This window comes from Desulfatibacillum aliphaticivorans DSM 15576 (assembly GCF_000429905.1).
GTDB classification, from domain to species: Bacteria; Desulfobacterota; Desulfobacteria; order Desulfobacterales; family Desulfatibacillaceae; genus Desulfatibacillum; species Desulfatibacillum aliphaticivorans.
The window spans coordinates 146,993-173,780 of record NZ_AUCT01000018.1 but is presented as its reverse complement, the minus strand read 5'-3'; the positions used below and the strand labels follow the sequence as shown (position 1 = coordinate 173,780).

General features: G+C 55.7%; 22 protein-coding genes. 4 read left to right on the top strand and 18 right to left on the bottom strand.

The window, feature by feature from the left end:
- Positions 1–564 precede the first annotated feature (564 nt).
- From G491_RS0116340 to hemL, 12 genes are all read right to left on the bottom strand, one after another.
- Entirely contained in the window at positions 565–1,392 is an 828-nt protein-coding gene (locus tag G491_RS0116340; protein WP_028315360.1) for a universal stress protein, read from the bottom strand.
- Between the two features lie 57 nt (positions 1,393–1,449).
- Positions 1,450–3,171, bottom strand: coding sequence for a chloride channel protein (locus G491_RS0116335; RefSeq protein ID WP_015947625.1), 1,722 nt, complete (start codon positions 3,169–3,171; stop codon positions 1,450–1,452).
- 7 nt (positions 3,172–3,178) lie between these two features.
- Complete coding sequence (locus G491_RS31150) at positions 3,179–3,862, bottom strand: PTS sugar transporter subunit IIA (RefSeq protein ID WP_051327311.1); 684 nt, start codon at positions 3,860–3,862, stop codon at positions 3,179–3,181.
- Positions 3,863–4,218: 356 nt separating this feature from the next.
- Entirely contained in the window at positions 4,219–4,581 is a 363-nt protein-coding gene (locus tag G491_RS31145) for an LIM domain-containing protein (protein WP_051327310.1), read from the bottom strand.
- Positions 4,582–4,671: 90 nt separating this feature from the next.
- Complete coding sequence (locus tag G491_RS31140) at positions 4,672–5,739, bottom strand: histone deacetylase family protein (RefSeq protein ID WP_051327309.1); 1,068 nt, start codon at positions 5,737–5,739, stop codon at positions 4,672–4,674.
- Positions 5,740–5,758: 19 nt separating this feature from the next.
- Complete coding sequence (locus tag G491_RS0116315; RefSeq protein WP_028315358.1) at positions 5,759–6,673, bottom strand: sensor domain-containing diguanylate cyclase; 915 nt, start codon at positions 6,671–6,673, stop codon at positions 5,759–5,761.
- A gap of 98 nt (positions 6,674–6,771) precedes the next feature.
- A complete protein-coding gene (locus G491_RS31135) occupies positions 6,772–7,422 on the bottom strand; it encodes a redox-sensing transcriptional repressor Rex (RefSeq protein ID WP_015947620.1) in 651 nt (216 codons plus the stop codon).
- A 109-nt stretch (positions 7,423–7,531) separates the two neighbouring features.
- Entirely contained in the window at positions 7,532–7,810 is a 279-nt protein-coding gene (gene atpE, locus G491_RS0116305; protein WP_015947619.1) for an ATP synthase F0 subunit C, read from the bottom strand.
- A gap of 91 nt (positions 7,811–7,901) precedes the next feature.
- Complete coding sequence (atpB, locus tag G491_RS0116300) at positions 7,902–8,591, bottom strand: F0F1 ATP synthase subunit A (protein WP_028315357.1); 690 nt, start codon at positions 8,589–8,591, stop codon at positions 7,902–7,904.
- A complete protein-coding gene (locus G491_RS0116295) occupies positions 8,592–8,987 on the bottom strand; it encodes an ATP synthase subunit I (RefSeq protein WP_015947617.1) in 396 nt (131 codons plus the stop codon). It lies immediately after the preceding gene.
- A 5-nt stretch (positions 8,988–8,992) separates the two neighbouring features.
- Positions 8,993–9,214, bottom strand: coding sequence for an AtpZ/AtpI family protein (locus tag G491_RS0116290; RefSeq protein ID WP_319792468.1), 222 nt, complete (start codon positions 9,212–9,214; stop codon positions 8,993–8,995).
- Between the two features lie 121 nt (positions 9,215–9,335).
- Positions 9,336–10,613: a glutamate-1-semialdehyde 2,1-aminomutase gene (gene hemL, locus G491_RS0116285; RefSeq protein WP_028315356.1), complete on the bottom strand. Its 1,278-nt coding sequence runs from the start codon at positions 10,611–10,613 to the stop codon at positions 9,336–9,338.
- A gap of 145 nt (positions 10,614–10,758) precedes the next feature.
- Between hemL and G491_RS0116280 the strand changes: the two genes are divergently transcribed.
- Positions 10,759–11,550 (top strand): RNA 2'-phosphotransferase, encoded by a 792-nt coding sequence (locus G491_RS0116280; protein WP_028315355.1) that lies wholly within the window; start codon positions 10,759–10,761, stop codon positions 11,548–11,550.
- Between the two features lie 975 nt (positions 11,551–12,525).
- Here G491_RS0116280 and G491_RS31130 read toward each other — a convergent pair.
- Positions 12,526–13,638: a response regulator transcription factor gene (locus G491_RS31130; protein ID WP_211239152.1), complete on the bottom strand. Its 1,113-nt coding sequence runs from the start codon at positions 13,636–13,638 to the stop codon at positions 12,526–12,528.
- Positions 13,639–13,991: 353 nt separating this feature from the next.
- Between G491_RS31130 and G491_RS0116270 the strand changes: the two genes are divergently transcribed.
- Genes G491_RS0116270 through G491_RS0116260 form a run of 3 tightly spaced genes read left to right on the top strand, consistent with a single transcriptional unit; the run spans position 13,992 to position 15,669 of the window.
- Positions 13,992–14,840 carry an alpha/beta hydrolase gene (locus tag G491_RS0116270; RefSeq protein ID WP_028315354.1) on the top strand — a complete coding sequence of 283 codons (849 nt, stop codon included), beginning with the start codon at positions 13,992–13,994 and terminating at the stop codon, positions 14,838–14,840.
- Positions 14,841–14,852: 12 nt separating this feature from the next.
- Positions 14,853–15,020 (top strand): hypothetical protein, encoded by a 168-nt coding sequence (locus G491_RS35535; RefSeq protein WP_015947611.1) that lies wholly within the window; start codon positions 14,853–14,855, stop codon positions 15,018–15,020.
- A gap of 7 nt (positions 15,021–15,027) precedes the next feature.
- A complete protein-coding gene (locus G491_RS0116260; protein WP_028315353.1) occupies positions 15,028–15,669 on the top strand; it encodes a YkgJ family cysteine cluster protein in 642 nt (213 codons plus the stop codon).
- Position 15,670: 1 nt separating this feature from the next.
- On the opposite strand, the gene recD is transcribed toward G491_RS0116260, so the two are convergent.
- The 5 genes from recD to G491_RS31120 form a co-directional block, all read right to left on the bottom strand.
- A complete protein-coding gene (gene recD / locus G491_RS0116255) occupies positions 15,671–17,440 on the bottom strand; it encodes an exodeoxyribonuclease V subunit alpha (protein ID WP_028315352.1) in 1,770 nt (589 codons plus the stop codon).
- On the bottom strand, positions 17,437–20,940 hold the full coding sequence (gene recB, locus G491_RS0116250; RefSeq protein ID WP_028315351.1) for an exodeoxyribonuclease V subunit beta: 3,504 nt from the start codon (positions 20,938–20,940) through the stop codon (positions 17,437–17,439). Before recB ends, recD begins: the two co-directional genes overlap by 4 nt.
- Positions 20,940–24,197: an exodeoxyribonuclease V subunit gamma gene (gene recC, locus G491_RS0116245; protein ID WP_028315350.1), complete on the bottom strand. Its 3,258-nt coding sequence runs from the start codon at positions 24,195–24,197 to the stop codon at positions 20,940–20,942. Before recC ends, recB begins: the two co-directional genes overlap by 1 nt.
- An 88-nt stretch (positions 24,198–24,285) precedes the next feature.
- Positions 24,286–25,887 (bottom strand): two-component system sensor histidine kinase NtrB, encoded by a 1,602-nt coding sequence (locus G491_RS34075; RefSeq protein WP_028315349.1) that lies wholly within the window; start codon positions 25,885–25,887, stop codon positions 24,286–24,288.
- Positions 25,888–25,905: 18 nt separating this feature from the next.
- On the bottom strand, positions 25,906–26,769 hold the full coding sequence (locus tag G491_RS31120) for a substrate-binding domain-containing protein (RefSeq protein ID WP_051327308.1): 864 nt from the start codon (positions 26,767–26,769) through the stop codon (positions 25,906–25,908).
- Between the last annotated feature and the right edge of the window lie 19 nt (positions 26,770–26,788).

Here is a 26,788-nt window from a genome sequence, read left to right as displayed (position 1 = left end):
CGGATAGCTTCCATGTCCAGCTGATCCTTGCGCCCAAAGCTGTACAGAACCTCCGCTCTGGCCTGTTTGGATTTTGGGTCGCGGTAATTATGGGCCAGTTGGACGTATTCGACTTTGGAGCCGTCCTTGTTTTTCCGGGATATGGTTCGTATATACATGCCTATTTATATAGCATATACTATATATAAAGTCTAGAACTAATTTAAATGGTCGTGTGCCTACGTATTTCGGCGTCAAATAAATCCGGATTTGGGGAATATCAAGGCTTTTCGCCCGTCAGCACCCCAAATTCCCGCTCATACTAGCCTACAACTGTCGAAGGCAGGTAGCAAGTTCTGCCACTATTGGTATAATTTCCATCTACAAATTGGCGATAAGTTCTACGATATGGCTTAGCAACTGGCATTTTTTCATCCTCATAACGATTTTTTCGACAGTGTGACCTGCAAATCAGAGGAAATGTCGAATATTCTAATTGCACGAACGCATTGGTCAACCCCAATCGCACATTGCTTTAGCATAGAACAGCGGGCTCCACCCGCGTTCGCTGTTTATCAGGACGGTCTAAAAAACCCTGCATTTGGGCCCTACGATCATCATGTTATTGATGATCTGGGACTGGATGACCTCCAGCTTGCTGCCGAACAGGGCTTCGCGGATCATGCCGTGGCCATAGGCGCCGAGAACCGTCAATGCGTCGGGCGGAATCTCGTAAAGGTTGTCCTCCAGTTTGGATTTGTTCAGAAAATACCATTCGCGGACGCCTTCCTCCACCACGGAGGTCATTTCCCTCACCTGGAGCAGATTGTCCAGGGTTTCCCGGTTTACGTCCCCTTCCTCGATGGTGAAAAGATCCAGGGGCATGCCGGATCGCCTGCTAAGCGACAATCCCATGGACAGGGCTTTGAATGCGTTGGCCGAACCGCCGAAAAAGACGGCCACGCTGTTCCACGGCTTGTAGCACAGGCTGGTCACCAGCACGGGAAAAGGGGCCGCCGCGGCGATTCTGCGCACCTTGGGACCGACGTACCCCAGGCCGATGCGGCTTGTCTTGTCGCTCATGCTTCGGGGGCTGCACATGCAGTCGAACCCGATGGGAACGTCGGGCAGGGTGGAGGCGGTGAAATCCTTGGGCGTGAGAAAGTCCACGGAGACTCCCGCTTCTTTAGCCAGGGCCTCCACGTGCTCCTGGGCCGTGTCCGGGTCCGAAAGGTAGGACTGGTCCAAATCCACCTGGGTCACTTCGTTTTCAAAGTACATGAGAAACTTGGAATGACGGGGGATGTACACCCTCAGGGTGAAGTCCAGGGCCTTGCAGAAATACAAGGACTGCATAAAAGTTTCCCGTCCGAAGGCGTTGTTTCTGAAAACGTGTAACAGACTGTTAACCATGGGATTTGCTCCTTATTCGTGATTTGTTGAGCAAGGCGCCGAGCTGAGGCCTCAAGGTCAATAGGTGGTTTGGACTATCAACTCGCGGCGGTAGTGGTCCAGCAGGGTCCCTTTGGATACCATGCCCAAAAAGCGTTTGCCCGAGATTACCGGCAGGCTGAAAGCCTGGATTCGATCCATAAGCTCCAGAACGTCCGTCAGTCTTTCATCCGGAGAAACGGCGGGAGGGAAGTGGTCCATGATATCCACAACAAGGACGGTTCCGTACAATTCCCGGTTGAAAAGATAAGGCCTGACCTTGGCAAGGTCGATCATTCCTAGAAACTCACTGGTTTTCACATCCAGGACCGGAAAGTGGTTCCTCTGCGAGGATTTGACCTGCCCCACCAGGTCCGCAAGCGTCATATGATTGTTCAGCGGGATCAGATTATGCTCCAGCACCTCAGAAACCTGCAAGTCCTCCAAAACCCTTTCGTCCGTGCCCGGCCGGATCAGCCCGCCTTCCGCCTTCAGATCCTTCAGGTAAAAGGAGTCTGACTCAAAATACCGGCAAACGCTGGAGGAGACCAGAGACACCACAATCAGCGGCAGAATGACCTCATACCCGCTGGTGATGTCCACCACCAAAAACAGGCCCGTCAAAGGCGCCTGCAGCATGCCGCCCATGATGCCGGCCATGCCGAGCAAGGCGTAGCATCCTTCGGGCGCCAGAGGCGTGACGTCGAACATGAGGCTTAATAGCCTGAAATAAGCCACTCCCGTAAAGCTGCCCACAACCAGGCCCGGCGCGAAGATGCCGCCCGAGCCCCCGGACCCGAGCGTCGTAGCCGTAACCAGCATTTTCAAGCCCAGTATGGCGCAAAGCAGCATGAGGCCGGGGCTGTATTGGCCGTGAATCAGGGAGTAAATCTGGTTGTACCCTTCTCCCAGGACCTGGGGGAAAAACAAGCCCACAAGACCAACGCAAGCGCCGCCCACAAAGGCGCGGCTCATCTTGGACGCAGGCAGCTTGCCCCACACCTTGCCGCTGCTTCGAATCATGCGGGACAAAGCCACGGAAATCAGGGCCGTGGCCAGGGCCAATCCGAACGCGGCCGCAATATCCCAGGTCCCCGGACTGAAATGGGTGTGGGAAAATCGAATGCTGTTGCCCATCAGCAGCCGGCCCACCTGGGTGCCCGCCACGGAGGCCACGCCGATGGGGATGACATTCACGGCGGTCCACTCTCCCAATACGACTTCCAGGGTAAAGACTATTCCGGCGATGGGCGCGTTAAAGATGGACGCGATAGCCGCCGCCGCACCGCAACCCACCAAAGTGATCCTGTGACGGGCCGGAAATCCCAGCCTTTGGGCGATGTTGGAGCCAATGGCCGACCCGCTCATGACCACCGGGGCTTCCGGCCCGGCGGAGCCGCCGCTGCCGATGGTCAGGCAACTGCTGACAAGCCGGGAAAAGCTGGAACGAAACCGAAGCAGCCCTCCACGCCGGGAGACTGCATATATAATTTCCGGCACTCCATGCCCTGCGCCTTCCCGGACGATTTTATTCAAAAACAGAGAGGATAAGGCCGCCCCAACGCCAGGCAGGACGAAGACCCACCAATAATGCTTGGCGTGGGCGCATAATTCCCAGAGATGCTCAATGGCGAAGCTTAGCCCGGCCGCGGCAACGCCGCTGCAGCATCCCACCAGGACGCCTGCGAGAAGCAGCGCCACCTTTTCATGGCGCAGAAAAAACAGTCGTTTGGCCATGCCTGCTATGTTTTTTGGCGTCATGGTTAACCTATAAACCGGAGTCCGCCACCTTGGCTTCCAGTTCCTGCACTTTTCCCAACAAATCTTCCGGAGTGGGGCGCTGATTCAGAAATTCTACAAAAGAGTCGTCCCGCAGGCAAAAGGCAAGCCGCGAAAGAAGGCGTAGGTGAACGTCCACCGAAGGGCTTATGAGAAGAAAAAGGGTGGTGACGGGCTTGCCGTCAATGGCGTTGAAGTCCAACGGCTCCTTGAGAAAGCAGGTGGTGATCGAGGCTTCCGCCCCTGCATCTCCCGTCTGGCTGCGGACATGGGGAATAGCCACCCCCTTGCCTTGCCCCGTGGAGCATAAACGCTCCCGTTCCAAAAGCTGCTGGGTGAAAGCCTGCAAATGATCGCTGGTCACGGGGGAAAGAGACGCCGCCTGCGTCAGGGCTTCGTCCACTGTGCCGCCATCCACATCCTTAAACACGCCGCCCCGGCGCATGGCCTGGACCAGGTTGTGAGCAGGCGCGGGACATGCGGGATCGTCCTGGCATGTTTGGCTGATGCTTAAATTTTTGCTTTTGGCCCAATTGGCAAGCCAGCTCTTATCAAATATGGGAGAACTGCTTGTGCCCGCCGGTATGGGCAGGAATCCCTGAGCTATCCATCTTTCCAGAGTTTTGACCGGCAAACTCAAAAAAGCCGCCGCTTGTCTGATGTCCATTTTCATAAGCAAAAAAACACGTCCACCCTCTGTCTTAAAAAGACAGGGGGTATATTCTTTTGAACGAAAAAATTTCCGCTCGCGACCCTGAATTAAGGATGAATAATTTGTAAAATCTGGGCTGTTCCGAAAAACAGACCACGGGGAGGCAAAATAGGACAAAGGAGGCGTACAGTCAACCCCTATAAAAAATGATTTGCGTCGGATAGAGGATTCTTCAATACATTATGTCTTTTATTGATGTAATAATGATTATTTTCCTGGATCGGCGCCTGATTCTCCTCACAGCGCCCTCTGCAGGCCCCCCTGATTTTGACTTCGCTTATAATTTCGTGCAATTGCAGTAATGCTAGAGCGTTGAACTACAAAGCCCGGATGATCGCCTTGCCTTCCACGCTTTTGATCTCGATTTTTCCCATACGAGACAGGGCTGCAAGTTCACGCTCTCCGTCGGCGGGATCAATTGCCCCCCGTGTGTGCTCAATCAATTCCGCGGGCTCGGCTTTTCCCAACTCCTTGATTAATTTCAGCAGCATTTTCTGGGGCTCCGTCAGCGGGGAGATCATGCCATGCTTCTCAAAGGATTTGGCGCTGTAGTCCGCCCATGGGTCGCAGAACCGGGCGGGGGAAAGAATCTGAATATAGCAGTCTTCACAATAAAGGTTTCCGGCATGCTCGTAGCGGTCGTCCTGGGGAATATCCCGGCGGCATTGGCGGCATTTCATGGCTCCTGCTCCTTGGGTCCACGGAAAAATGTTCCATCCTGATCAAGTTATGGCTTTTCGTTCAGCGGTTTTACACGTGGTTATCCTTAGTTAAATGCAAGACGCCCTGCTTGCTTCCGCCACCCTCAGACTGCCGGCCCTGAAGACGTTTTCCAATAGGTTTTCCATGGATTGGGCGATGATGCCGGCGCTTTCCTTGGTGTATCCGCCGGAAAGGACCATGGCGACGGGAACATTCAGCTTTCCGGCCGTTCTGAAGACCTGCTCGTCCCGGTCTATGATTCCGTCCTGCGTAATGTTCAAAACCCCCAGCGGGTCGTCTTTATAAATGTCAGTGCCTGCATTATAGATTATCAAGTCCGGATTGGACTGGATAATGGCCGGCTCCAGGTTTTTCTTCAACAGGACGAGGTACTCCTCATCCTTCGCTCCATAATCGACGGGCAGATTAAAGTCGATGTATTCGGCCGCTTCTTTATCTCGGGGATATATTTCCGCATTGTACATGTCAAAGATGAAAACCCGCGGATCGTCCTTAAAGACCGCTTCATGCCCGTTGCCCTGGTGAACGTCCAGGTCCACGACCATGATCTTCATTGCCGGGTTTTGCTCCCACAGGACATGGGCGGCGACAGGGATGTCGGCGTAAAAGCAAAATCCCTCCCCCTGGTCCGCCTTGGCGTGATGGTATCCGCCTGAAAGGTTGACGCTCCAGCCGTATTGGAGGGCCAGGCGGCACGCCAGCACAGTGCCCCCGGTCGCGTATCGCATGGGCTTGAGGATTTTCTTGTCCAGGAGAAAGCCGGGCATGAGTTTGAGGGCGCCCATTTCGGCTATCTCGGCCACCACGCTGGATTTTTTCAGAGAGTCCAAATACTCCCGGGAGTGCACCCGCAAAAGATCCAGCTCCGAAATTTCTTCCGGCTCAAAGATGCGCTCAGGCGACAGCCCGACGTTTTTCTCAAGATACTTGTATACCCGGCCGTACTTTTCGCTGTCAAAAGGATGGAGCTTTTGAATCCCGAACAGGGTGATGTTGTAATGCTTGCTGTAAACAATAGGCAAGGGGATTTCCGGCTCATCGCCAGAGGCGGCCGGGCATAAAAATAGTGCGAACAGGCAAAGGCCCACGACGCCCCAGACAGGCAGCTTTTTCATTCTTGCATCCTCCTGCAGACTACACGGCGGCTTGATTGGCGCCAGCGCGTTTGCTCCGGTACATAAGTTCATCCGCCCTTTTCAGGAGGGATTCCACGGTATCGTCCAGGCGGGCTACTGTGCCGCCGATGGAACTGGTCACCTTGACGATTCTTTGATCGTCTCCTGAGCCTATGGTTACCCGGCTTTTTTCTATGATGCGCAGCACCTTTTCCGCAATTTGGGATAGCGTCTGCAAATCAATGCTGGGCAGGATGACTAAGAATTCATCCCCCCCCCATCGGCACACAATGTCCGAAGCGCGCAGGTTGCCTGAAAGCGTCTTGGCCACAGCCTTCAAAACCAAATCCCCCACGTCGTGCCCGTATGTGTCGTTGACCTGTTTGAACTTATCCACATCGCAGAAAAGAATGCCGAAAGGCCAGCCGTATCTTCGGAACTCATTCAGCTTGGCCTCCATCCGGGCTTCTCCGCAATTCCTGTTGGCAACCCGGGTCAAAGGATCGTTCAGGGCCAGGTCTTCCAACTCCTTGGCCTTTTCCCTTTCGCGAAGAACGGGAGTGGCGTCCTGGAAAATTTCCACCACGCCGGTTATGCAGCCCTTTTTGTCGTGCAAGGGCAAAATCCTGGCCTGGGCGGGCACCAGATGCCCGTCCTTGTGGTGGTAGGAAACGGCAATTTCCCTTAGAATGCCGTCCCGCATGGTTTTCATGGCCGGACACATGCCCGCCTCGCACAGGTTATGCCCCCAGTTGTCCACATACATAACCCGGTTTTCGTGGCATGACCTGCCAACCACCTCCTGGGCGGAAAACCCCGTCAACTGGGCGGTGCTCTCGCTCCAGTAGGTGATGATTCTATCCTTGTTTACGCAATAAACGCCGTCAAACAGATTGTCCAATATATCTTTGCGGAATTGGCCTTCCTCAAACATGACGCATCCCTCCGGTGCAAATTTTAACGGAATATTAACCGTTAGCACATTGTTGGAGTTTTGTGCAAGCGTAGAGAAAAGAGCGCGGGTACAAGCGTTTAGCGAGGGTGACGCTGAGTCACGTCACTGCCTGTTGTCAGGCTGTAACACAGGGCGTGCAAGCGGACCGTAAAGTCCACGTTTTCAACAAATACGTTCTCCGGCACAACAAGCCGGATGGGAGTAAAGTTCAAGATGGCGTGAATTCCGGCCTCAACAATGCGCATGGCGCAGTCCTGCGCCCTGTCAGCCCCTGTGGCGAGCACAGCAATGTCAAAACACCCCGGTCCTTTGATCACTTCTTTGATGTCTTCGGACTGGGAAATTTCAATTCCCTGCACTTCGGTTCCCACAAGGTCAATATCCTTGTCAAATGCGGCGGTAAATATGAAGCCCCTTTGGGCGAATTGTTCAAATCCCAGCAACGCCTTGCCCAGGTTGCCCACTCCAAACAGGCCGAGCCGCCACGTGCGATTGGTCCCCATGACTTCTTTCAAGGCGTTCAGCAGATCGTTGACGTAATATCCCACGCCCCGGACTCCAAATTGTCCGAAATAGGCCAGGTCTTTGCGAATCTGGGCGGGATTGGCGCCGCACATTTTCGCCAGCTTGACGGAGGAAACCAACTCAACACCGTCATTATGGAGCATTTCCAAGTGCTTGGCATACAGAGCCAGACGTATAACCGCTATGTTTGGTATCTTATGCACAAGATTATCCCGAGTCTTGATTAGTGAACCTTTTCACAAGAATGGAGAAAAAGAGAGGCTGCTTTTTACGGCAGCCCCTCTTTTAAAAAACCATATTACCGCGGATCTCTTAGCCCAACAGAGCGGCGATGGCGCCAGCCTGGGGATGAGCAAAGATAAGAATCAGGGCCACAACCAGAGCGTAGATGGCCAGAGATTCGATCATGGCGAGACCGATCAGCATGGTGGTGGTGATTTTACCGGAAGCTTCGGGATTGCGGGCGATGCCTTCAACGGCGGCCTTGAGGCCGATACCCTGAGCGATGCCGCATCCAAAAGCTGCGATGGCGATGCCGAAACCGGCGGCGGTGACTGCTGCGATAAAGAAACTAAGAGCTGTTGCTTCCATTACGAAAACCTCCCTCAAAAAAGATAGTTAATATCGGGCTTCTTCCAAAAACCCTTACATACACGTTTGAAACGCGTTTGAAAGCCTTAATTTAGTGAGCGTGCTCAATGGAGCCCGCAAAGTACATGATGGACAGCATGAAGAACACGAATGCCTGCACAACCGCCACCAGGATGCCCATGGCCATAATCGGCAGAGGAGCCAGAAAAGCGCCTGCCAGGAAAAACAGAATCATGAGCACCAGTTCGTGACCCATCATGTTTCCGAAAAGACGGAAGGTCAGGGAAAGAACCCTGGCAAAATGGGAAATGGTTTCAAGAATCAGGAACAGAGGCGTCAGCGCCAATATGGGACCCATGAAGTGTTTGATATACTTGGCGCCATGGTGCTTAATTCCCAGAAAGTGGGTGAAACAGAAAACCACTATGGCGCACGAAAGAGGCGTGTTCACGTTAGCGGTCGGGGGAAAGAAGCCCGGCAGCAGGCCCATGAGGTTGCACAGAAGAATGTACAGGAACAAGGTAGCCGCCAAGGGAAGGAACCAACGGCCTTCCTCGCCCACCACGCCGACCATGAACTCTTCCAGGCCGCCCACGAGGATTTCGAGGACGTTCTGTCCCTTTCCGGGAATCATGGTGATGGTTTTCGCCGCCAAAACGCCGACAAGGATCAAAATGATCATGGCCACCCAGGAAAAGATAATGTGGTGGTATTCATGGGCAAAATGATCCATCCCGAATAAACTAAAAAGCCACGGAAAAAATTCGAAAAAGTGCTTCACTTATCTTGCCTCCTTGCTGAAAACATATTTCAATTCGAGGATCAAGGCCATCAAGATTCCAGCCACGACCACGGATAATCCCACAAACAGTCCTATCGGATGCACGATCTTAAATATCAAAAGGCCGAAAATCAGCAGGCCGCTGATTAAAAAGCGAAGGTAATACCTGGCCACCACAACCCGATGGTTGGTTCCGGGCCCGGGGTCCAGGGCGTTTTGCAGAGTGCGGGACAAAAGGTGGAAGTTAACCACCGTAATCAGCCCGCCGCAAATTATGCCCATGGCGAACGGCGCTGACGCAACGTACAGCCCAATGCCGCTTGCCAGCGCGAAAATCACCCAGTTGGCGTATACCACATGCTTGACCAGGCGCTCTTCCAAGGAATCGTTCATCATCCCCCTCACATCCTTTGGCTCTTTTGGTGGGCCAGCCAGATGTTCCGGTATCCCGCCGCTATTCCAAAACCCAATCCGATAAAGGTCAGCCATGGATGCGTATCGAACCGCCGGTCCAGATACACTCCCAGCCCCAGGCCGATAACAATGGCCAGGGCCACGGAAAGTCCAAGGCTGCTGAAATAGGACATTTCCCTAATAAATTTAAGGGTTTCTTTGTTCATCATCCTGCCTTGTACGCACACGGCCTTTTCGTTTGCACGCGAATGTGAAAAACAGCACATGCGGGTACGGGACGGCGAAACGTACCAAAAGCAAGCCTCGAAGTCAACCAAAAACGTACTAAAACTATAATTGCCTCAAGACCTTTTCAGCCGCCTTTAACGTGGCCTCAATATCCGCCTCAGTATGAGCGGAAGAGACGAACCACGCTTCAAACTGGGACGGCGGCAAAAAGACGCCTTCGTCCCGCATCCCCTGGTAAAACTTGGAAAAACGATCCAGGTCGCATTTTTTGGCGTCTTCGAAATTTTCCACCGGGCCTGGGCTGAAGAATAAGGTCTGCATGGAACCCACCCGGCTGATCACGGCTTCCACGCCGGCGTCCGCCGCAGCTTTTTTCAGGCCGTCGGCCAAAGTTTGGGAGCTTTTTTCCAACGCCTCGTAAAAACCGGGCTGGCTGATTTCCTTTAATGTGGCGATTCCGGCGGCCATGGCCATGGGGTTGCCCGATAGGGTTCCGGCCTGATACACAGGCCCGGAAGGCGCGATTTTTTCCATGAGGGAGCGCTTGCCTCCGTAGGCGCCCACGGGCAGCCCTCCGCCGATGACCTTGCCCATGGTGGTGAGGTCAGGCGTTACGCCGTACAAAGACTGGGCGCCGCCCAAAGCCACGCGGAATCCGGTCATGACCTCGTCCAAAATCAAGACAATGCCGTACTGGTCGCAAACCTCCCGCAGGCCCTGGATGAACTCCGGCTTGGGAGCGACCACGCCCATGTTTCCAGCCACGGGCTCCACGATGATGGCGGCCGTCCGGTCGCCCTTTTTCTTGCAATATTCCTTAACCGCCTCAATATTATTGTATTCCAGCGAGGCGGTGGATTCGGCGACCTTGTCCGGCACGCCCGGGCTTCCGGGAATGCCCAGGGTGGCCACGCCGGACCCGGCGGCCACCAGCAGGCTGTCGCCGTGGCCGTGATAGCAGCCGTCGAACTTGACGATCCCGTCCCGGCCCGTGGCGCCTCTGGCCAGGCGGACGGCGCTCATGGTGGCCTCGGTGCCGGAATTGACCATGCGGACCATTTCCACCGAAGGCATGATGTTGACCACGGCTTCGGCCAGGTCGATCTCCAATTCCGTGGGCGCGCCGAAGGTGCATCCGTTGGCCAGGGCCGCTTCAATGGCTTTGATCACGGCCGGATGCCGGTGCCCCAGGATCAGGGGGCCCCAGGAGCCTATATAATCAATGTATTGCTTGCCGTCCGCGTCAAAAATCGCCGAACCCTGGCCCCTGGCGATAAAGCATGGGTCCGTGCCCACGGACCCGCAGGCCCGCACCGGGCTGTTCACCCCGCCGGGGATGGTTTTGCACGCTCTGGCGAATAGTTCTTTGGATTTTTCCATATGCGAAAGCCTCCTTTCAGGAGAAAATAAGGTTTCAATCGTGAAAAATTGCTATCAAAGCGGGGTCTAAGCGTCAAGAAAGCTTTTCCTTATTCTCAGGCTTTGGTATTAAAAAACCATAAGACCCTGAACGACGGAGGAAATCATGGGATCAGGTAAAAGACCGGAGACTTTAAACAAGTTCCTGGCCTACGTGCTGGGACGCAGACCGGACGAGTTCGGCCTCTTTCCAAACGAGGATGGCTGGGTGAAAGTGAAAGACCTGGTAAGGGCCCTTTCCGAGGAAGACGGATGGAAACACGTCAACAAGGCGCACATCAAGGAAGTGGCCTATACCCTGGAAGACCCCGCCATAGAGTACGAACACGAGGAAGGGATCGTCCGGGCCGTGGAGTGGGACCCATCCTTATATTATACGGGAGTCCCGGAGGACCTGCCCAAACTGCTTTATGTAGGCGCCCGCAACAAAACCTATCCCGAAATCGATAAAAAGGGCATTTTTCCCGTGGGCGCGCCGTTTGTCATCCTATGCCGGGACGAAGACATGGCTTTTCGCATCGGAAAGCGACGGGATGGCAATCCCATTGTCCTGACCGTCAACACGGCCATGGCTCAGGAACTGGGCGTGGTCTTTGAGCAAGCCGGGGAAGTGCTTTTGACCGCGGAGTTCATCCCCAAGGGCTGCTTTACCGGGCCGCCGCTTCCCAAAGTGGAGGAGATGCTGGCCGCCAAGAAACCCGCCAAACCCAAACCCGCGGAGGATCCGGCCCTGTCCATGGGCGCCTTCGCCATGGATCTGGACGACGGCTACGGCAAGGGCTACGGCAAGGGTAAAGGGGGGGATAAAGGCTTTAAGAAAAAAGGCGGCCGCAAAAAGCGCTCCTGGAAGGAAGACGCCCGCCGCCAGCGCCGCCAAGGCCGCGACGACGAAGAGTAATCCCGCCAAAGGGCGCGGCCTGCCGCGCCCGGGGTCATCATTCCTATGTGGGAATCCAACATTATATAATATCGTAAAGACAGGACCCCGTTTCGATGCCGTTTTTTGTAGCCGTACGGTCCCCTCGCCATGCCGCCGCTGGGTGGCCCAGGCAATGCAGTATATTGCCTGGGTTGCGTTAGCAACAAAAGGCGCGACCTGAGAAGATGTTGGAAATCAGGGACGGCCAGCGGGCGAAAAACCTCTGTCGATTCCGTTTTTTGTAGTTGCGCGGTCTCCGCGCCGTGTAGTTGCGCGGTCTCCGCGCCGTGTAGTTGCGAGGTCCCCTCGCCATGCAATTGCGTAAGTTCCCCGGCTTTGGCCAGGGCAGGCGGTTGAAAAACATGTGCTCGCGCACCCCGGCAGGATACTGCTCTGCCGGGGCTACCCAAATACAGACCGGCAGGGCGAGCCCTCCTCCTTGAAACCGGTCTCCTCCTCAATGCCTGTTTGCGCGCTCCCTTGGAGGGAGGGTGGCCCAGGCAATGTAGTGTATTGCCTGGGTTGCGTTAGCAACAAAAGGCGCGACCTGAGAAGATGTTGGAAATCAGGGACGGCCAGCGGGCGAAAAACCTCTGTCGATTCCGTTTTTTGTAGTTGCGCGGTCTCCGCGCCGTAGTTACGAGGTTTCCTCGGCATATAGTTGCGCAGTCCCCGCGCCCCCCAAAATCAACATATCAGCAAAGCAACTTCGCATCTGTCCAACCAGTTTGCTCATCAGATTTTCCCAAAAGGTATCCGAAAGGATAATTGTTTTCCACACTCGGAACGGTTATTATTTTATATTCAGAAAAAGTGCGGCTGGCGGGGGATGGTTGGCGTCAGGGAGAGGGAAAAGCGCTTTCTACGTTTGCATCGCATGCTGAGCATCAAGGCGGTGCAAACGCAGGAAGGCGGGCGTAGGGGTGCGCACGCATAACGCAGGCGCCAAAATCATCAGAACACGGACGCGCTTTCCAAAAGGGACTTTCGTCTCATGGCGTTGAAAAGGGTTTCGGTCCTGCCGTACGCACCCAGCTTTCTTGACGCGTTTTTCAAGTGTTTTTTTACGGTGACCTCCGCGATATTCATGGCTCGGGCGATTTGCAGGTTGGAGTATCCCAGGGGAAGGTAGGATAGGACTTCCTGCTCTCGGGGGCTTAAGCCGTCTTTGGCGAGGACGGAGAAATCCTCCTTGCGTCCATGCGGCTTTAACAGAAGCACCAGGACTGTTCTTTGCTGTTCCGTAACCACGGCGTGGGCGGTTATTGTCAGTTCCATGTCGGGGAGCACGCAAGTGGTTGACCAGGGGCCGGCGCCCGGGATGATGGCGCCCCTTGGGGCGACGGCGCTTTTGAGCCATATCAAAATGTCTTCAGGAAGGATTTTCCAGGCCGAATGCTTGAAACATCGCCTTAAGAACGCCTCGGTTTCTTTGGGAAGATCGATTATATTCAGGCAGCCGTCCAGGCAAAGATACAAGTCCTTGCGGCTTTTGCAGACAGTTTCCAGGGCGGCGCGTTTCAGGTCGAATTCCGCATAAAGCATCATGGTATGGGATAAGGAAACCAAAAACGGGCTCAGGTATTTCAGGGTTTGCCGGTCGCTTTCTTCAAAGGCGAATTTTTCGTCGGTTCGATAAAAAGCCATGCCGGAGTCTATGGAGGGCGTCCTGGCGCAGTGAAGGGTTAAAAACTGGGACGTGTCCGTATATTTTTTGGATGTTTCATAGCAATAGACGGCTTCTTCGTTTGTGTGGAAATCCTTGGGGGAAAAAATACATGCGCCTCCCACAGGCTGACTTAAACTCTTTTTCCTGACCGGGTCATGCTCCATGACTTCTATGTATTTTTCGTTCCAATCAAAGGGAAGCCCTTGGTTGGTTGCCACATTGTAGGAGTTTTGCGGAAGCCCGAACGTATACAGCCCCATCCAGTCCACCGGAAACAGCGTGTTTATGACGGAAGTGAGAATGTGCGGGAACTCACCGTAATCGTGCGTATTAATCAAGGCGTGATGCAACTCTCTAAGCGCATCGGCGATTTTGTCTTTCCTGATATTCGAAGTCACTGGCGCATTCCATTGCTGTATACAGCAGAAAAACAGACCTCCTGGAAACCTGGGGTGTTTCCCTCTTGAAACCGAGGGAACCCGATTTTATGAATCTCAATTTATCATCTTCATCATTAATATTAAAGCATTCAGTGATGCTGTCTCCTTTTTCAGCCGATGCCTCCCCCGTCAATTGATAAAAACTATACGGATGGGAAAGCCTCCCCCTGCGTCGTCCATGCCATTTGCCGGACAACCCCGCCGAACCATTCTTTGCCTTGACCTTCCTCCCCTGGCGGCGTAATACTCTGCAAAACGAAATTCGGTTCGCCAAAGGCGGCTTTTTACGGTATCAGGACGGTTTTTCTTCTATGTTTTGGATTATTCTGATTGTTTTTTATGTAGCTTTGAGTTTGGCGGCCACCTATTTGGTGCATCAAATGCCCAGGCGGCCTGTCCATGAAAATCCCGACTGGGGAGCTATTGAGGACCTGCGCATTCCAGCGGTCAACGGCGGAACCTTGGAAGTCTGGCGCATCGCCCCGGACGGCCCGAGCAGGGGGATCGTGGTTCTGGCCCACGGCTGGAGCCGCAACCGGGACCGCATGGTGCCCCGCGCACGGGTTCTGGCCAAGCAGGGCTTCACCACAGTCATGCACAGCGCCCGGGATCACGGCAATTCAAGCCCTCAAAAATGGATGCAGGCGGCCAAGTTCGCCGAGGATATTGAGACGGTCCTGGATTGGATCGGAGAGCCGGTGATTTTGTACGGCCATTCCGCCGGAGCGGGCGGCGCCATCATCGCCGCGTACAATCGCCGGGAGCAGGTCCGCGTGCTGATTCTGGAAGGATGCTACTCCTACACCCGCCGGGCTCTGTTTTTGCTTTACAGCAGCTTCAGCAAGGCCTTTGGAATATTATTGGGTCCCATGGTTTTGTTTTGGATGAGCCTCATGTACGGCCGTCAGATCGACGAACAAAGCCCGGCCAACCTGGCGCCCAAGCTGCTCATGCCCGTGCTGCTCATCCATGGGGAGTTTGACGAAAAGTTCCCCCTGTCCATGGCGTACACCATGGAAAAACGCTTCAAACCCGGGCAGGCCGAACTTTTTATCGGCAAAGGGGCGGGGCACAGCGATTGCCCGGACGCGCCGGGATATGAAGACGCGGTTATAAATTTTGTAAATTCGCAGTGGAAACAAAGCGAAAACAAAGGATAGACGCAGATTTAAATGGAAAAGGAAAAGGGCAACAAGGAAGACACGACCTTCCGCTGGTGCGAAAAGCGGGAGCAAAAAGTGGCTGTGACCGTATGCCGGGCCATGGCCCGCAAAAAGAAATATTGCCTTAAATGCCTGGAAAAATACGATCAACTGCCCTTATTTCCGGGCTTGAAATAGGTTTAACATGGACAAAAAAAACACGGCGCTCATGCGCTTGTACTCCCTCTTGGACCGCATTATCGAGCCCTGGCCCACGGCCTGCGAAAAAGGCTGCGCTTCCTGCTGCACCACCCACGTGACCGCAACCACTCTGGAAGGCCGCGCCGTCCTGGATTATTTGGAAAAGGAAAACCGCACCCTGCCTGCAAATTTAGACGAAGGGGAGTTGTTCTCCCCGGCGGTCACCACAAACGGCCTGGCCCGTTTATGCATGGAGCGCGAGGAGCCGCCCGAGGAGTTCAAGCCGGACCATTTCAATCCATGCCCTTTTTTGGAAGACGGCGTGTGCTCCATTTATCCGGCCAGGCCTTTGGGATGCCGGGTTATGCTGTCGGCCTCGCGCTGCAAGCCCGGCGGGTTTGCGGAAATGGACGATTATTGGTTGACCGTGAACCAGGTTTTTTTACAGGCTTTGGAAGCCCTGGACTGCCCCGGCAGGTTCGGAAATTTCTCCCTGATCCTGCAATATCTTGCTTTCGGCCAAAGCGTTGAAAATTTGCTGAACAACGAGCCTGTGCCGGGGCTCATGATTCCTCCGGAGCATCAGCAGCAAATATCCGCTATTCTCCCGGAGTTGAACCGCATCCTCGCCGCCGCCATGGGATGAATTATTCCGTTTTCCACAATGCGTCCTGCAAGCCGGAAGGCCGGCGGGTGGGGCTTAGGACCGCCTTTTTAATGGAGGGCATGGCGCCCACGATCCGCAGCCTGGACCGGGTGCGGGTGACGGCCGTATAAAGCAATTCCCTGGTGAGCACCGGCGAGTTCTCCCCCGGCAGAATCAGCAGTACGGATTCAAATTCCGATCCTTGGCTTTTATGCACGGTCATGGCAAAGGCAGTGTCGTGGGCGGGAAGCATGGATCTGGCGTAATGCCGAAGCTCCTCCTGCAGGCCCGGAAAGGCCGCCTTGCCGTCCATATAAACGCCGTGGTCGCCGTTAAACAAATTCATTTCCGCGTCGTTGCGATTGACCACCACCGGCCTTTTTTCGTACCAGGGATAATTCCGCAGCAAAATCAGACCGTCCCGGGCGAAGATGTCCTCCACCAGGCTGTTGGCCGAGTTCATGCCCCAGGGGCCTTGCCGCACTCCGCACAGGACGCGGAATCCGCCGAAGGCTTCCAGGGCCTGGGCCGGATTTTTGGCCGTAATGAATGGCAAAAAGCCCTCCCGTAAAGGCTCTTCCAGTAGGGCCGGCAGGGTGCGCGGGTTGTTCACGGGTTCGTAGATGATCTCCCCGCCGCTCTCCAGGCTGGCGGCCGCGCCTGCGGCGTCGCCCCTGACCACGCAGTCGGCCAGTTCGCCGATGCCCGAATCCTTGGCGAACCGGTAGTTTTTCACCAGATGCACGATTCCGTCCGCTATGGGGGCCAGGCCATTCTCCGAAGGAATCGCCTGTCCCGCGGCCTTGGCTAAAACTTTGGCCCATTCCGGCGAGAAAGCCTGCGAACCCGGGCCGGAGCAAATATCGCCCATGACCGAGCCCGGCCCCACGGAGGCCAACTGGTCCTTGTCGCCCAGCAAGATCAGCTTGCCGTGATCAGGCAGGGCTTCCAAAAGCCGGGCCATGAGGGACAGTTCCACCATGGAGGCTTCGTCCACAATCAGGATGTCTGCGTTTATGGGGTTGTCCGCGTTGTGGATAAACTGGCTTGAGTTGAACCGCGCGCCCATAAGCCGGTGGATGGTCTTGGCCCTTTTGGGGATGGCGTCGTCCATTCCCGGCGGAACGCCCAAACGGCTCAATTCTTTGCCCAGGGATTCCAGCAGCCTTGCCGCGGCCTTGCCCGTGGGCGCGGAGATGGCGATGGAAGGCGGCCGTCCGTCCGCCAGGGACAGAAGCAGGTGGATGATCCGGGCGGCGATGGTGGTCTTGCCGGTTCCCGGCCCGCCGGAGATCACGGAAAACTTGCGCAGCACCGCCGTGGCGGCAGCGGCCTTTTGCCAGTCGGTTTCATTTTTCGGCAAGGGTGCGAACAATCGATCCAGTTCCTGCGCCAACTGTTCCTGGTCCGTATACGCCGGGTCCGGGACGCTCCACTCCAGAATTTTTTTTGCGGTCAATGCCTGATCTTCGTAATACCGGTGCAAATACAGCCTGCCCGCCTGATCCAGGATGAGCGGCCGATACTCCCCGGGCGCTCCGACCACCGGCGAATTCGCCAGGGCGTCAATCCATTGCGCTGGATTTTCCGGGCAATCCGGGCTGAGCAGGCAGTCCCGGTCCAGCCCGGAACTCAGCTCCACGCAGGTATGGCCTTCCCGTGTTCGCAGGGATACCAGAGCCGCGGCCGATTGCAGCACCGGGTCTGAGCCGCCCGCCAGCTTCTGCAGAAACGCGGCGAATTGACCGTCTATGGCTTCGAATTCGATCATAACAGGGCGCCTTTCAGCCGTTGGATCATGTCCAGGCCCGGCCGGTCTTGAAAAATTCCGTATTCCGGCCCCAGGCTTTTATCCACTCCGCGCAGGAAGATATAAAAAATTCCACCGAAATGCTTTTCATAGTCGTAATCCTTGATGCGCTGGGCCAGGTGCAAATCCAGGGCCAGGGTGTACAGCAAATATTGTAGGTCGTACTTGTGATGAACCATGGCGTGGGCCAGGGATTCCGGGCCGTATTCCTCCGGCGCGTTCCCTAGGTGATTGGACTTCCAGTCCACAATATAATACCGGCCGTCAAAGCAAAACACCATGTCCATAAAGCCGTGGACAAACCCTTTCACCGGCGAAAAATGCAGCCGGTCCGGCCGGTCCTTGGGGAGGCCGTTTCCGAAAATCCCTTCAAAAGCCTTGGGCGTAATTTTCTTGATGGGGAAGTAAAACTCCATTTCGTTGGATCGTGCGGTCATGGGAATGCGGCTTAGGGTGAAGTCCGGCCTCTCCTTTTCCAAGGGGCAGAACAGCACATTTTGCACCATGCCGGCGACCGGCTGAGCCCATTGGTCTTCGAATCCGTACACCTCCAGCTTGTCCTGCACCAAATCAAGGACCTTTTTCGGCGCATGATCCAAAAAATCCAGGTTTTCAAAAATATCGTGGAGCATGATGCCCGGACCGGTCCCCCGGGGAAAGGCGAAGATGTCGGCCGCTTCCTCTTCCGGTTCGTCCTCGATTTCCACCTGAGGCCCCGGCGCCGCCGCCTCGTCCGCGCCGGGCTCGTTCCTGCCGGGCTGATCCATGGACAGGGCGGAAAAACTGGTGACGCTCCATGTCAGGTCCGGCCTGGCCTTAAATTCCAAGGCTTCCAGGGCTGCGTTTGCTCCACCGGCCATAAAGGCCGCCGGATAAATTTCTTCGGGAGGCAAGGTCAGGGCGATGGCGTTTTCCGCGCCTTTCGCCAACTCCTCAAGGTCCTCGAACAAGGTTTTGTAGTTCAGCCGGATTTCCACCCGGCCGTCGTTCACGGCGCCCCCATGGAGAAGATAGGCGGGGGCGGAGGTCTGGGCCTTGTTGATGGCCCCCCAAAGCATGTAACAGCGATCCTTGGCGCGGGTCAGGGCCACGTATGCCAGACGCACGTTTTCCGCAACGTTTTCCAGCTTGGCCTGCTCCCGATGGGGCGAATCCTCGGCGCGAAGATCCAGGGTAAGGCGTTCGTCCTGATCCGGGTCGTGAAAAGTCAGAGGCGTCCCTTTGCGCGGTTCGGACTCCTGCCACATGAACGGGCAGAAGACCACGGGGAACTCCAGCCCCTTGCTGCCGTGCATGGTCACAACCTGGACGGCCTGGGCGTCGCTTTCCAGCCGAAGCTGATGTTCGTCCATCCGGGGCGAAGACGGGTCCATTTGCCGGTCCAGCCACTTGATGAGACCTGATACGCCCAGCTTTCGCTCTTTTTCCGCCTGATGCAAAACTTCGGCAAGGTGCACAATGTTGGTCAGGCGACGCTCTCCTTCAGGCAGGGTTAAAACGGCGGAGGGAAGCTCCTTATTGTGCATAAAATAGGTGAACATCCGCATGAATCCGGATTTTTGCCAGATCTCGTGCAGATCGGAGAACAAGGTCAGGACCTTTTCCACCACCTCCTCGCCCGGGGCCAGCCGATCAAGCTCCTCGGCGGTCCAGCCCAAAAAGCTGACGGATAGCGCCGCCTTGACGTTCTGCAGCCGATTGGCGGCTGCCGCAGTCATGACCCGTCGCATTTCCACCGCCTCAGGCGTTTCAAACAGGTCTCCGGTCCGGTTCAATACGCTATGGACGCCCGCCTGACGGAGCCCGTCCCGCACGGCCTGGGCCTGCATGTTGGACCGCACCAGCACTGCAATATCGCCGGGCGAAAAGTCCCCCTGTCCGAGCAGCCGGGAGATTTCCGAAGCCACGGCCCGAACTGCAATGTCCTGCACCTCGCCTATGGTGACGGCTTTATCGTCCTTGGGCGCTACGGCCCAGATTTCCAGGGGCGGCGTTTGCCCCTTTTCTAAGGGCAGGGCCGGGTTCACGCCGGGCTTTGGCCTGACGTTTTTGAACTCGATGCCGTCCAGCACAAAGGCCTGGGGATTGCGCGAAAAAACAGCGTTCACCCCCCGGATGAGCTGGGGCGAAGACCGCCAGTTGTTTTCCAGGCTGTAGCTTTCCTCCACGTTTCTGGAGGCCTGGAGATAGGAAAACAAGTCCGCGCCCCGAAAGCCGTAAATAGCCTGCTTGGGATCTCCAATTAAAAACAGCGCCTGCCGCCTTCCGGCGAACAGGGTGTAGAAAATATCGTATTGCGCAGCGTCCGTATCCTGAAATTCGTCAATGAGGGCGGCCTGATACTTTTTACGCACGGCGTCGGCCAGGGCCGGACCCATGGGGCCGGATAGGGCTTTTTGAAAGCCAAGCACCAAATCGTTGAAAAACCGGATGTTCTTGGCGCTCTTCCGTTCCGGCTCGGCTTTTTCGGCGAACCGGAAAACCTCCTGATCCAGATAGAGCAGGTATTGCTCCAAATCCCGCTCCATTTCCTCCCCGGCGTCGTGCAAATCCTGGCAGTCGTTGAAAAAGGCCAGCTCAGGAATTTCGCATCCTTTTTTGCCCGCCTTTTGCACCGTGTCCGCGCAGAAATACTTAAACTGAAGGAACAGGGGAAAGCCCGGCTCTCCAGCCTGCAAATAGTCGTCCATGGCCTGGGCGAACACCTGGGCCTTGCCCGAATCCGGCTTGCCGTATTGATTGGCCTTCAAATCCCCGGATTCAAACACGGCCAGCACCTGATCCCGGTTGGTCGGCCATGCGTCAGCGACTTTTTTCCGCGCCGCCTTAAAACCGTCCAAGGCAGAAAACTCAGGCTTTTCCGTCTGGGGGATAATTCTGATTCCCGGGTATTTGGCCGTGTATTCCAGCAGCCTTGCATAATATTCCGGCGTGCGGGTTCGATGCATGGCGTAGGCGATGATCAGTTCAGGAGCTTCATAGAATTCCCTGCGCCAGAAATCCCGGGCGATTTCCACCAAAAAATCCTGGTTGTCCGTAACTAAGTCCGCATCAAAGGAAGCCCCGGATTCAAAGGCGTTCTCCCCCAAAACCCGCTGGCAGAAACCATGGATGGTGAACACCGCCGCCTCGTCAAAACGACGGATGGCGTCCTCCACCCGAAGCCTGCTTTGGGGATTGTTGTGCTTTTTCACCACGGCTTGAACAAGGTCGTCGTCAACCTCCTTGCCGTCAAAGGCGTCCCTGGCGATTTTCAAACGATTGCGTATGCGGTCCTTCAATTCCTGGGTGGCGGCCACGGTAAAGGTCACCACAAGGATTTGATCCACCAGCAGGCCTTTTTCAATAAGCAGCCGGATATAGAGGCTTGTGAGGGTGTAGGTCTTGCCCGTACCGGCCGAGGCTTCGATCAGGTTCACGCCTTCCAGGGGGGCGAATTGAACTTCACGCGATTTCGTCATCATCGCCCTCCTTTCCGTTCGCATTCCAGCATGGGCGCATATATTTCAACGGCCAGGTCCCGGAATTCCCGGGATAGGGGATCGCATCCTTCAAAACAAAGCGCGGCATACGAGTCCAAGGCCTCTCCCCGGCCGAAAAAGTCCGGCCCCCATTTATTCCTGGCCGCCTTCATTGCCTGGCCCACGTCGTCGGTCTTGAACATGCTTTGGGCGTAGGCGAAAGAGGTTTCGGGAAAGAACGGCGCCGGAAACTCCATGCCTTTGTCATAGACTCCCGCCAGGGCCGCCAGCCGGGTTACCGCCGCGTTTTGCTTCACATTGTCGTAGTAATAGATAGCGTCCGTTCCCGCAAACAGGCTTGTGTTTTCAAAGCCCGGCCTGACCGCGCACAAAAAAAGATGCCGTATCCAGGCGTTAAGCCGGTCAAACGCCTTGGCCGAGGCCGTGCGGTACAGGATGAGCCCTTTCAGGCCCAGAGGGAACAGCCTGCCGTGGATTTTCCATTCGCCCGCCATGACGTCGGCGTCCAATCGCTGGTTCGCCTCGCTCAGCATTGCTTCCGCTTTACGGGCGAATGGGCTTATTTGGTTTTCCAGTTGGTTGAAGGCAAAGGCCCCTACATTGCCGTGGGGCAGCTCCCCCTGCGCCTTGGCCAGGGCGTACAAGTCCAGGGAGGATCGCCCTTGAACCCGCTTTTCAACCATTTTTCCGGCCAGGACGTGCCTTTCCAGGCCGCCCAGGCTGAAAGCCTCGGCGCTGTCCATGGCTTCCGTGTATGCGTCCAGAAAGACGCCCACCCTGTCCCTGAGAATAGACTTCGACGGCATGCGAAAGAAAGCGCACAAAGCCTCCAGAGAAATACTCTTATCCTGGGCTTCGGGCTCTTCCAGGGGTTGGGAGAAAAATTGCCGGGATTGCTTTTCCCCGCGCTGCAAAATGTCCGCCGCCTGGCTATATTGTCTGGAGAAGCTGAAAAGACCGGGGCATTGGCCCGAAAAATAATCCGGAGAAAAAGGCTGTAACTTGTGGACGACCACAAGCGGCCCGGAGCCGGAAAGGTCGAATCCCGCCTCCACGTAGTCGATCAATTCGCTCACCAAAGGGGAGGGGCACAAGGCCGCGTTGTCCTGAATCCCCTGGCCGGTAAACGAAATATGCAGCCTGCTTTGTGCGTTAATGATCGCCTGCAAAAAGGAAAACCGGTCATCTCCCCGGGGAGACCGATCCCCGCGTTTGGGCGACCGGGCCATATAGTCGAAGCCCATGCCTCCGTCCTGCCTGGGAAAAGCCCCGTCGTCCATGCCCACCAGACAGATGACCTTGGCGGGAATTCCAGCCCCCTGGGCGATGGAGCAAAAGTTAACGCCCCGCCTTAAAATGCTGCCGCTGGGCGAACTTTGCTCCAGCAGCCCGGCGACCGCCGCCTTGACCACGGCCGCGGCAACCTCCCGATCATATCCCTGTTCGGATTGGGCCTTGGCGGTCTTGGACAAGGCGATTTGCAACAGGTGCAGGTCTTCCGCGTCGGGGCTTAAAAATTCCTGAACGACGCCTTCCAGGATTTTCACCCATTCCTGGATTTCGTGGCTTTTTTCCAGTTTTCGGGAGAGTTGAAACAGGGCTTCGGTAAACTCTGCAAACCGTCCCAATAAAGGGGCGTCTTCCATAGCCAGATCCCCAAAGGGGCTGATGTTCTGAAAAAACTCTTCGTCCAGGCCCGACATGGCGTAGCCAAGCATCAGGCGGTCCAGGCCGCTTTCCCAGGTGTTATCCCCGGTGGCGGGCAGGCCCAGAGCCTTGCGGCTGTCTGCGTTGGCGCCCCATCGCACCCTGGTCTTGGCGATCCACCGGGCCAGGGTTTCCAGATCCTGCTCCGAAAAGCCGAACTTCTCCGCCACGGCGGGGAGACCGGCCAGATCCAAGACGGCCGCCGCCTCAAACCGGCTTTGGCAAAGGTCAAAGATTTCCAGAAAAGCGTTCACGCTGGGGCTGACCGTGCGGACTTCCTTGTGAGCGATGCAATAAGGCAGGCGAATTCCCCCTGGGCCGGGCGAGGCGAAAACCGCTTCCACATAGGGCGCGAATTTGTCCATATCCGGCGCCATGACCATGATGTCCTGCGGGTCCAGGTCCGGGTCTTCGTCCAAATACTTTAGGATATGATCGTACAAGACTTCCATTTCCCGCATGGGGCTGTGGCAGTTATGGATCGCCAGGGAGCGGTCTCCAGGAAGCGGCCGCGCCTTTTCCTGCGTTTTCCGTCCATCCTCTTCCTTGAATTCCAGAATCTCCCCCTGGATCATGCCCAATAGGGACGTGTGGTCCGGAGACTCGTACAGTTCCTGGGGATGGCAATCCAGCCCGGCGACCAAGCCCAGAAAATCCCGACCCACTCCGCCCAGGGACGCCAACAGGGCGTTGCCTTTTTCCAGGTACAATTCTTCGGGACGGGTGAACGGGCTCCGGGTGGTAATCCGGGTGATTTGCTTGTCCGAAAAGGCGTGAGCCCAGTATTCCTTGCAGGGATTTACGTGAAAAAGATACACGGGCAGCATACGCCCCACGCCGGAGAAAACGTCCAGGTGGAAAGGGGGCATGCCCCAAACGCCGAAAAGCGAAATTCTTTTGGGCAGGACGCCTGGACGGGATTTGCCGGACCTGAGCGCCTTGAAAAAATCCGTACGCAGGCCAGGCCGGTGCCGGTTGTTAAAACCCTGGCTGATTTCCCGCCACAAAATGGCCTGCCAATGCCCGCCCTTGCCGTGGTCCCAGTTCAAAATCATTTCCGGCCGAAACAGCATATACCCGTCAAACACTCCGGCGATGCGTCTGCTCAGGCCGAACTGCTTGCGGCCGTCCGGGTCGTCCTGCAGATAGCGTTGGATTTCCGTAAACGGCGGTTCTTCCATAAACCGGGCCAAAGCGTCCATGATCCGCCATGTCATGGCCCAGGGGGAGAATGGGGACTGCTCCTCGTTTTCCATGGGAGGAATTACGCTGGCGAACAGTTCGTGCATGTACGCATTGGGCAGCGTAACCCGGAGGTTTGCGCATGCGCCGTTGATTTTCGCCATTTCCAGGTAAAGCCATCGGCCCATCACCGGATTTTGGGTCAAAACGATTTCCTGCTCCAAAGGCGGCAAAGGATCTTTGACCAGCAACTTCGCCAGTTGGGCGGCCAGAGTTTGCAGGCTGTTGCTGGAATAGACCCGGAGGCATTCCTCGCCGAATACGGAGTCGAATCGATTATTGGGCATGGGCTTTCCAAGGCGTTGCGGATTATTTACGTTTTACATGCGTATTGCCGTTTATTTAAATCAATCGGGCGAGCAATGCAAGGGAGCTTTAAATGGCGGGAAGAATCACGTGAAAAACAGCGCCCTTTTCCGGGTTGGACTCCACGCTGAGGGCGCCTCCGTGCTTTTTTATGATGGACAGGCACGTGGCAAGGCCCAGGCCCATTCCTTTTTGGGTTCCTCGGGTTTTGGTGGAAAAATACGGCTCGAAAATGCGGGATCGGTTTTCGAGGGAGATGCCCGGACCTGTGTCGGAAAAGGAAATTCGGACGTAAGCGCCGGGCGGCAGGGTAAGAAGGTTGTTTTCCTCCAGGATCACATTTTCGGCGGAAATTTTCAGATCCCCCCCATCTGGCATAGCTTCCTTAGCGTTTAATACAATGTTCTGGACGACCTGTCCCATCTGCACAACGTCTGCAGAAACGGGAAAGATGCTGGGCAGCATGTTGTAATGCACCCGAATGTTGGAGCCCGCCAAAAGAGAGTCGGCCCGCTGCTTTATAAGCTGGGAAATATTGATTTCCTCCTGCAAAGGCGCGCCGCCGGAGGAAAAGGTCAGAAGCCGTCCGGTCAGGCTGCGGGCGTGTTCAATGGATTCGCACGCATTTAAAAGCATTTTCTTATTAGGGTCGTCCGGGGCCATGTCTACAGCCACCAGCTCCGCATTGCCAAGGATCAGGGAAAGCAGATTGTTGAAGTCGTGGGCTATGCCTCCGGCAAGTACTCCAAGAGACTCCATCTGCTGCAGCTTAAGCTGCTCCTCCTGGAACTGATGATGCTGCGTGACGTCCCGAATCACAAAAACGCCGCCCGTAATCACCCCGCGTTTATCCCGTATGGGGGCGCCGCTCAGGCTGAAAAATTCCCTTCCTCCCTGCTTCCGAATAATGTCGTTGGGAAAAACAAGAATTTCGCCCTGGGCAGTGACCCGCCTGAAAAAAGAGGGCAGCAGTTCCGCATGTTCGAACGCGTCGGCGGAAAAAAGGCTTTCCATGGATTTTCCGGCCAAAACCTCCTGGGCGGCGCCAAGGACGATCTCCGCTCTCATGTTGGCCGTGAGCACGCAGAGGTCTCTATCAATGGTGATGACCGCGTCTCCGATCCCTTTTAATATGGCGCTGGTTTTTTCCTTTTCTTCGTAAAGATCGGCCAGGGCTTTGTTCAGGGCGCTTATGGGCAGGCGGCGCAGGGCCAAAAAGCTCATGAGCCCGGCCAACAGCCCAACCAATACGGCAACGGCCGTTTTTTTCAACAATCCCCGGTAAGAGCGTTTTAGGACCACCGCGCCCACTGGCTGGCCGGATATCCAGAAACGCTTTTCCAGGGTGATGGCGGGAAAAGGCGCTTCATGGGGAATGTCCAGCACCACGTTGTTGTCTTTATCCAGAATCTGTTTGGACACGCCTTCCGGCACGTCGCCGCCGCTGCGGTATAGAACCTCCTCTATCCGGTACTCCATAAAAGGCCAAAGCCCCGGATACTGGGCGGCGAAGTTGCTGACCATGCGCGTGGTGATTTCAGCGGCAGTGCTGACAACGGCTTTTTCGTGCTGGTAAGCGGTGGCGAAATACACAAGGGGGGTTCCCAGCGCGATCACGCCGGATATGATGGCGGCGATAAGTGTTGTGATAGCGCTGATGCGATCAGACATAGGCCTCTCAATAGGTTGCTAAGGCCTTAGGTGGCCCGTGTCCTCCAGAATTTTTACTCCCCTGTCGGAAAAAACAAAGTCTGCAAATTGCCGGGCCGCAGGACTCATGCCGGGCCTGAATATCATGTAATAGGTTTTGAAATAAGGATATTCGGGATTGACCTTGCCGTCTATCAGGGGCGGAGCGCCTTCCAGGGAAAGAATATTCACCGCTCTTTTCTCGGCCATGATTTGCCCCAAGGACAAGGAGGCGAGCGCCCCTTTATTGGATTCCAGCAAGTCTGCGGTATCCTGATCCGTTACGGCGAACATCATACCACGACGGGCAAGGGCCTTGTCTACTGCTTTATCCAGTTCAGGAGTCATGGATTTGATGTATAGTGTGTCAGACTCCTGAGCGGGGCGCACAATCAGGTGGATCGGGCCGCCGTCCGGCCAGGACTGGATGTCGCCCGAATAAATTCCCTCCAGTTGCTGGTACGTAATACTTTCGCCGGAGGAAGCCGCAGTGGTTGCAAAAACAAAGGGCGCCCTGGCGTAGATCTTTTGCCAGAGCCCCTGCGCCTTTTCCTTGTCCTTTAAAGGCCGCACGCTCAGGCTGAAGTCGATGCGTTTTTTGGCCAAAGCCTTAATTCCCCCGCCGCTGCCCAGGCTTGGCAAAACCTTGACGGAAACTCCGGGATGCTCGGCCATATAGGCTTCCGCCAAAAGGCTGAATGCGCCCAACGCGGAACCGCTGCCGCCCACCACAACATCGGCGTCCAGGCCAAGGCCGCCCTTGACGTCCTCCGCAAAACATACGCTTACCAGGAATCCGGCCGTACAAATGAACGTCAAAATCACAACTGTGGTCATGCGGGATTTTTTTGAAAAATTGCGCATGGTTCCTCCGGATGATCGT

Bases quoted from the DNA above. Each gene is read 5' to 3' on its own strand.
- hemL (WP_028315356.1), bottom strand. From the start codon at position 10,613: ATGGAAAAATCCAAAGAACTATTCGCCAGAGCGTGCAAAACCATCCCC.
- atpE (WP_015947619.1), bottom strand. From the start codon at position 7,810: ATGGAAGCAACAGCTCTTAGTTTCTTTATCGCAGCAGTCACCGCCGCC.
- G491_RS0116295 (WP_015947617.1), bottom strand. From the start codon at position 8,987: ATGATGAACGATTCCTTGGAAGAGCGCCTGGTCAAGCATGTGGTATAC.
- G491_RS31120 (WP_051327308.1), bottom strand. From the start codon at position 26,769: ATGCGCAATTTTTCAAAAAAATCCCGCATGACCACAGTTGTGATTTTG.
- G491_RS0116290 (WP_319792468.1), bottom strand. From the start codon at position 9,214: ATGATGAACAAAGAAACCCTTAAATTTATTAGGGAAATGTCCTATTTC.
- recD (WP_028315352.1), bottom strand. From the start codon at position 17,440: ATGATCGAATTCGAAGCCATAGACGGTCAATTCGCCGCGTTTCTGCAG.
- G491_RS31150 (WP_051327311.1), bottom strand. From the start codon at position 3,862: ATGAAAATGGACATCAGACAAGCGGCGGCTTTTTTGAGTTTGCCGGTC.
- G491_RS35535 (WP_015947611.1), top strand. From the start codon at position 14,853: ATGGAAAAGGAAAAGGGCAACAAGGAAGACACGACCTTCCGCTGGTGC.
- G491_RS34075 (WP_028315349.1), bottom strand. From the start codon at position 25,887: ATGTCTGATCGCATCAGCGCTATCACAACACTTATCGCCGCCATCATA.
- G491_RS31145 (WP_051327310.1), bottom strand. From the start codon at position 4,581: ATGAAATGCCGCCAATGCCGCCGGGATATTCCCCAGGACGACCGCTAC.
- G491_RS0116315 (WP_028315358.1), bottom strand. From the start codon at position 6,673: ATGTTTGAGGAAGGCCAATTCCGCAAAGATATATTGGACAATCTGTTT.
- G491_RS0116260 (WP_028315353.1), top strand. From the start codon at position 15,028: ATGGACAAAAAAAACACGGCGCTCATGCGCTTGTACTCCCTCTTGGAC.
- G491_RS0116270 (WP_028315354.1), top strand. From the start codon at position 13,992: ATGTTTTGGATTATTCTGATTGTTTTTTATGTAGCTTTGAGTTTGGCG.
- G491_RS31140 (WP_051327309.1), bottom strand. From the start codon at position 5,739: ATGAAAAAGCTGCCTGTCTGGGGCGTCGTGGGCCTTTGCCTGTTCGCA.
- G491_RS0116335 (WP_015947625.1), bottom strand. From the start codon at position 3,171: ATGACGCCAAAAAACATAGCAGGCATGGCCAAACGACTGTTTTTTCTG.
- G491_RS0116340 (WP_028315360.1), bottom strand. From the start codon at position 1,392: ATGGTTAACAGTCTGTTACACGTTTTCAGAAACAACGCCTTCGGACGG.
- recB (WP_028315351.1), bottom strand. From the start codon at position 20,940: ATGACGAAATCGCGTGAAGTTCAATTCGCCCCCCTGGAAGGCGTGAAC.
- recC (WP_028315350.1), bottom strand. From the start codon at position 24,197: ATGCCCAATAATCGATTCGACTCCGTATTCGGCGAGGAATGCCTCCGG.
- G491_RS0116280 (WP_028315355.1), top strand. From the start codon at position 10,759: ATGGGATCAGGTAAAAGACCGGAGACTTTAAACAAGTTCCTGGCCTAC.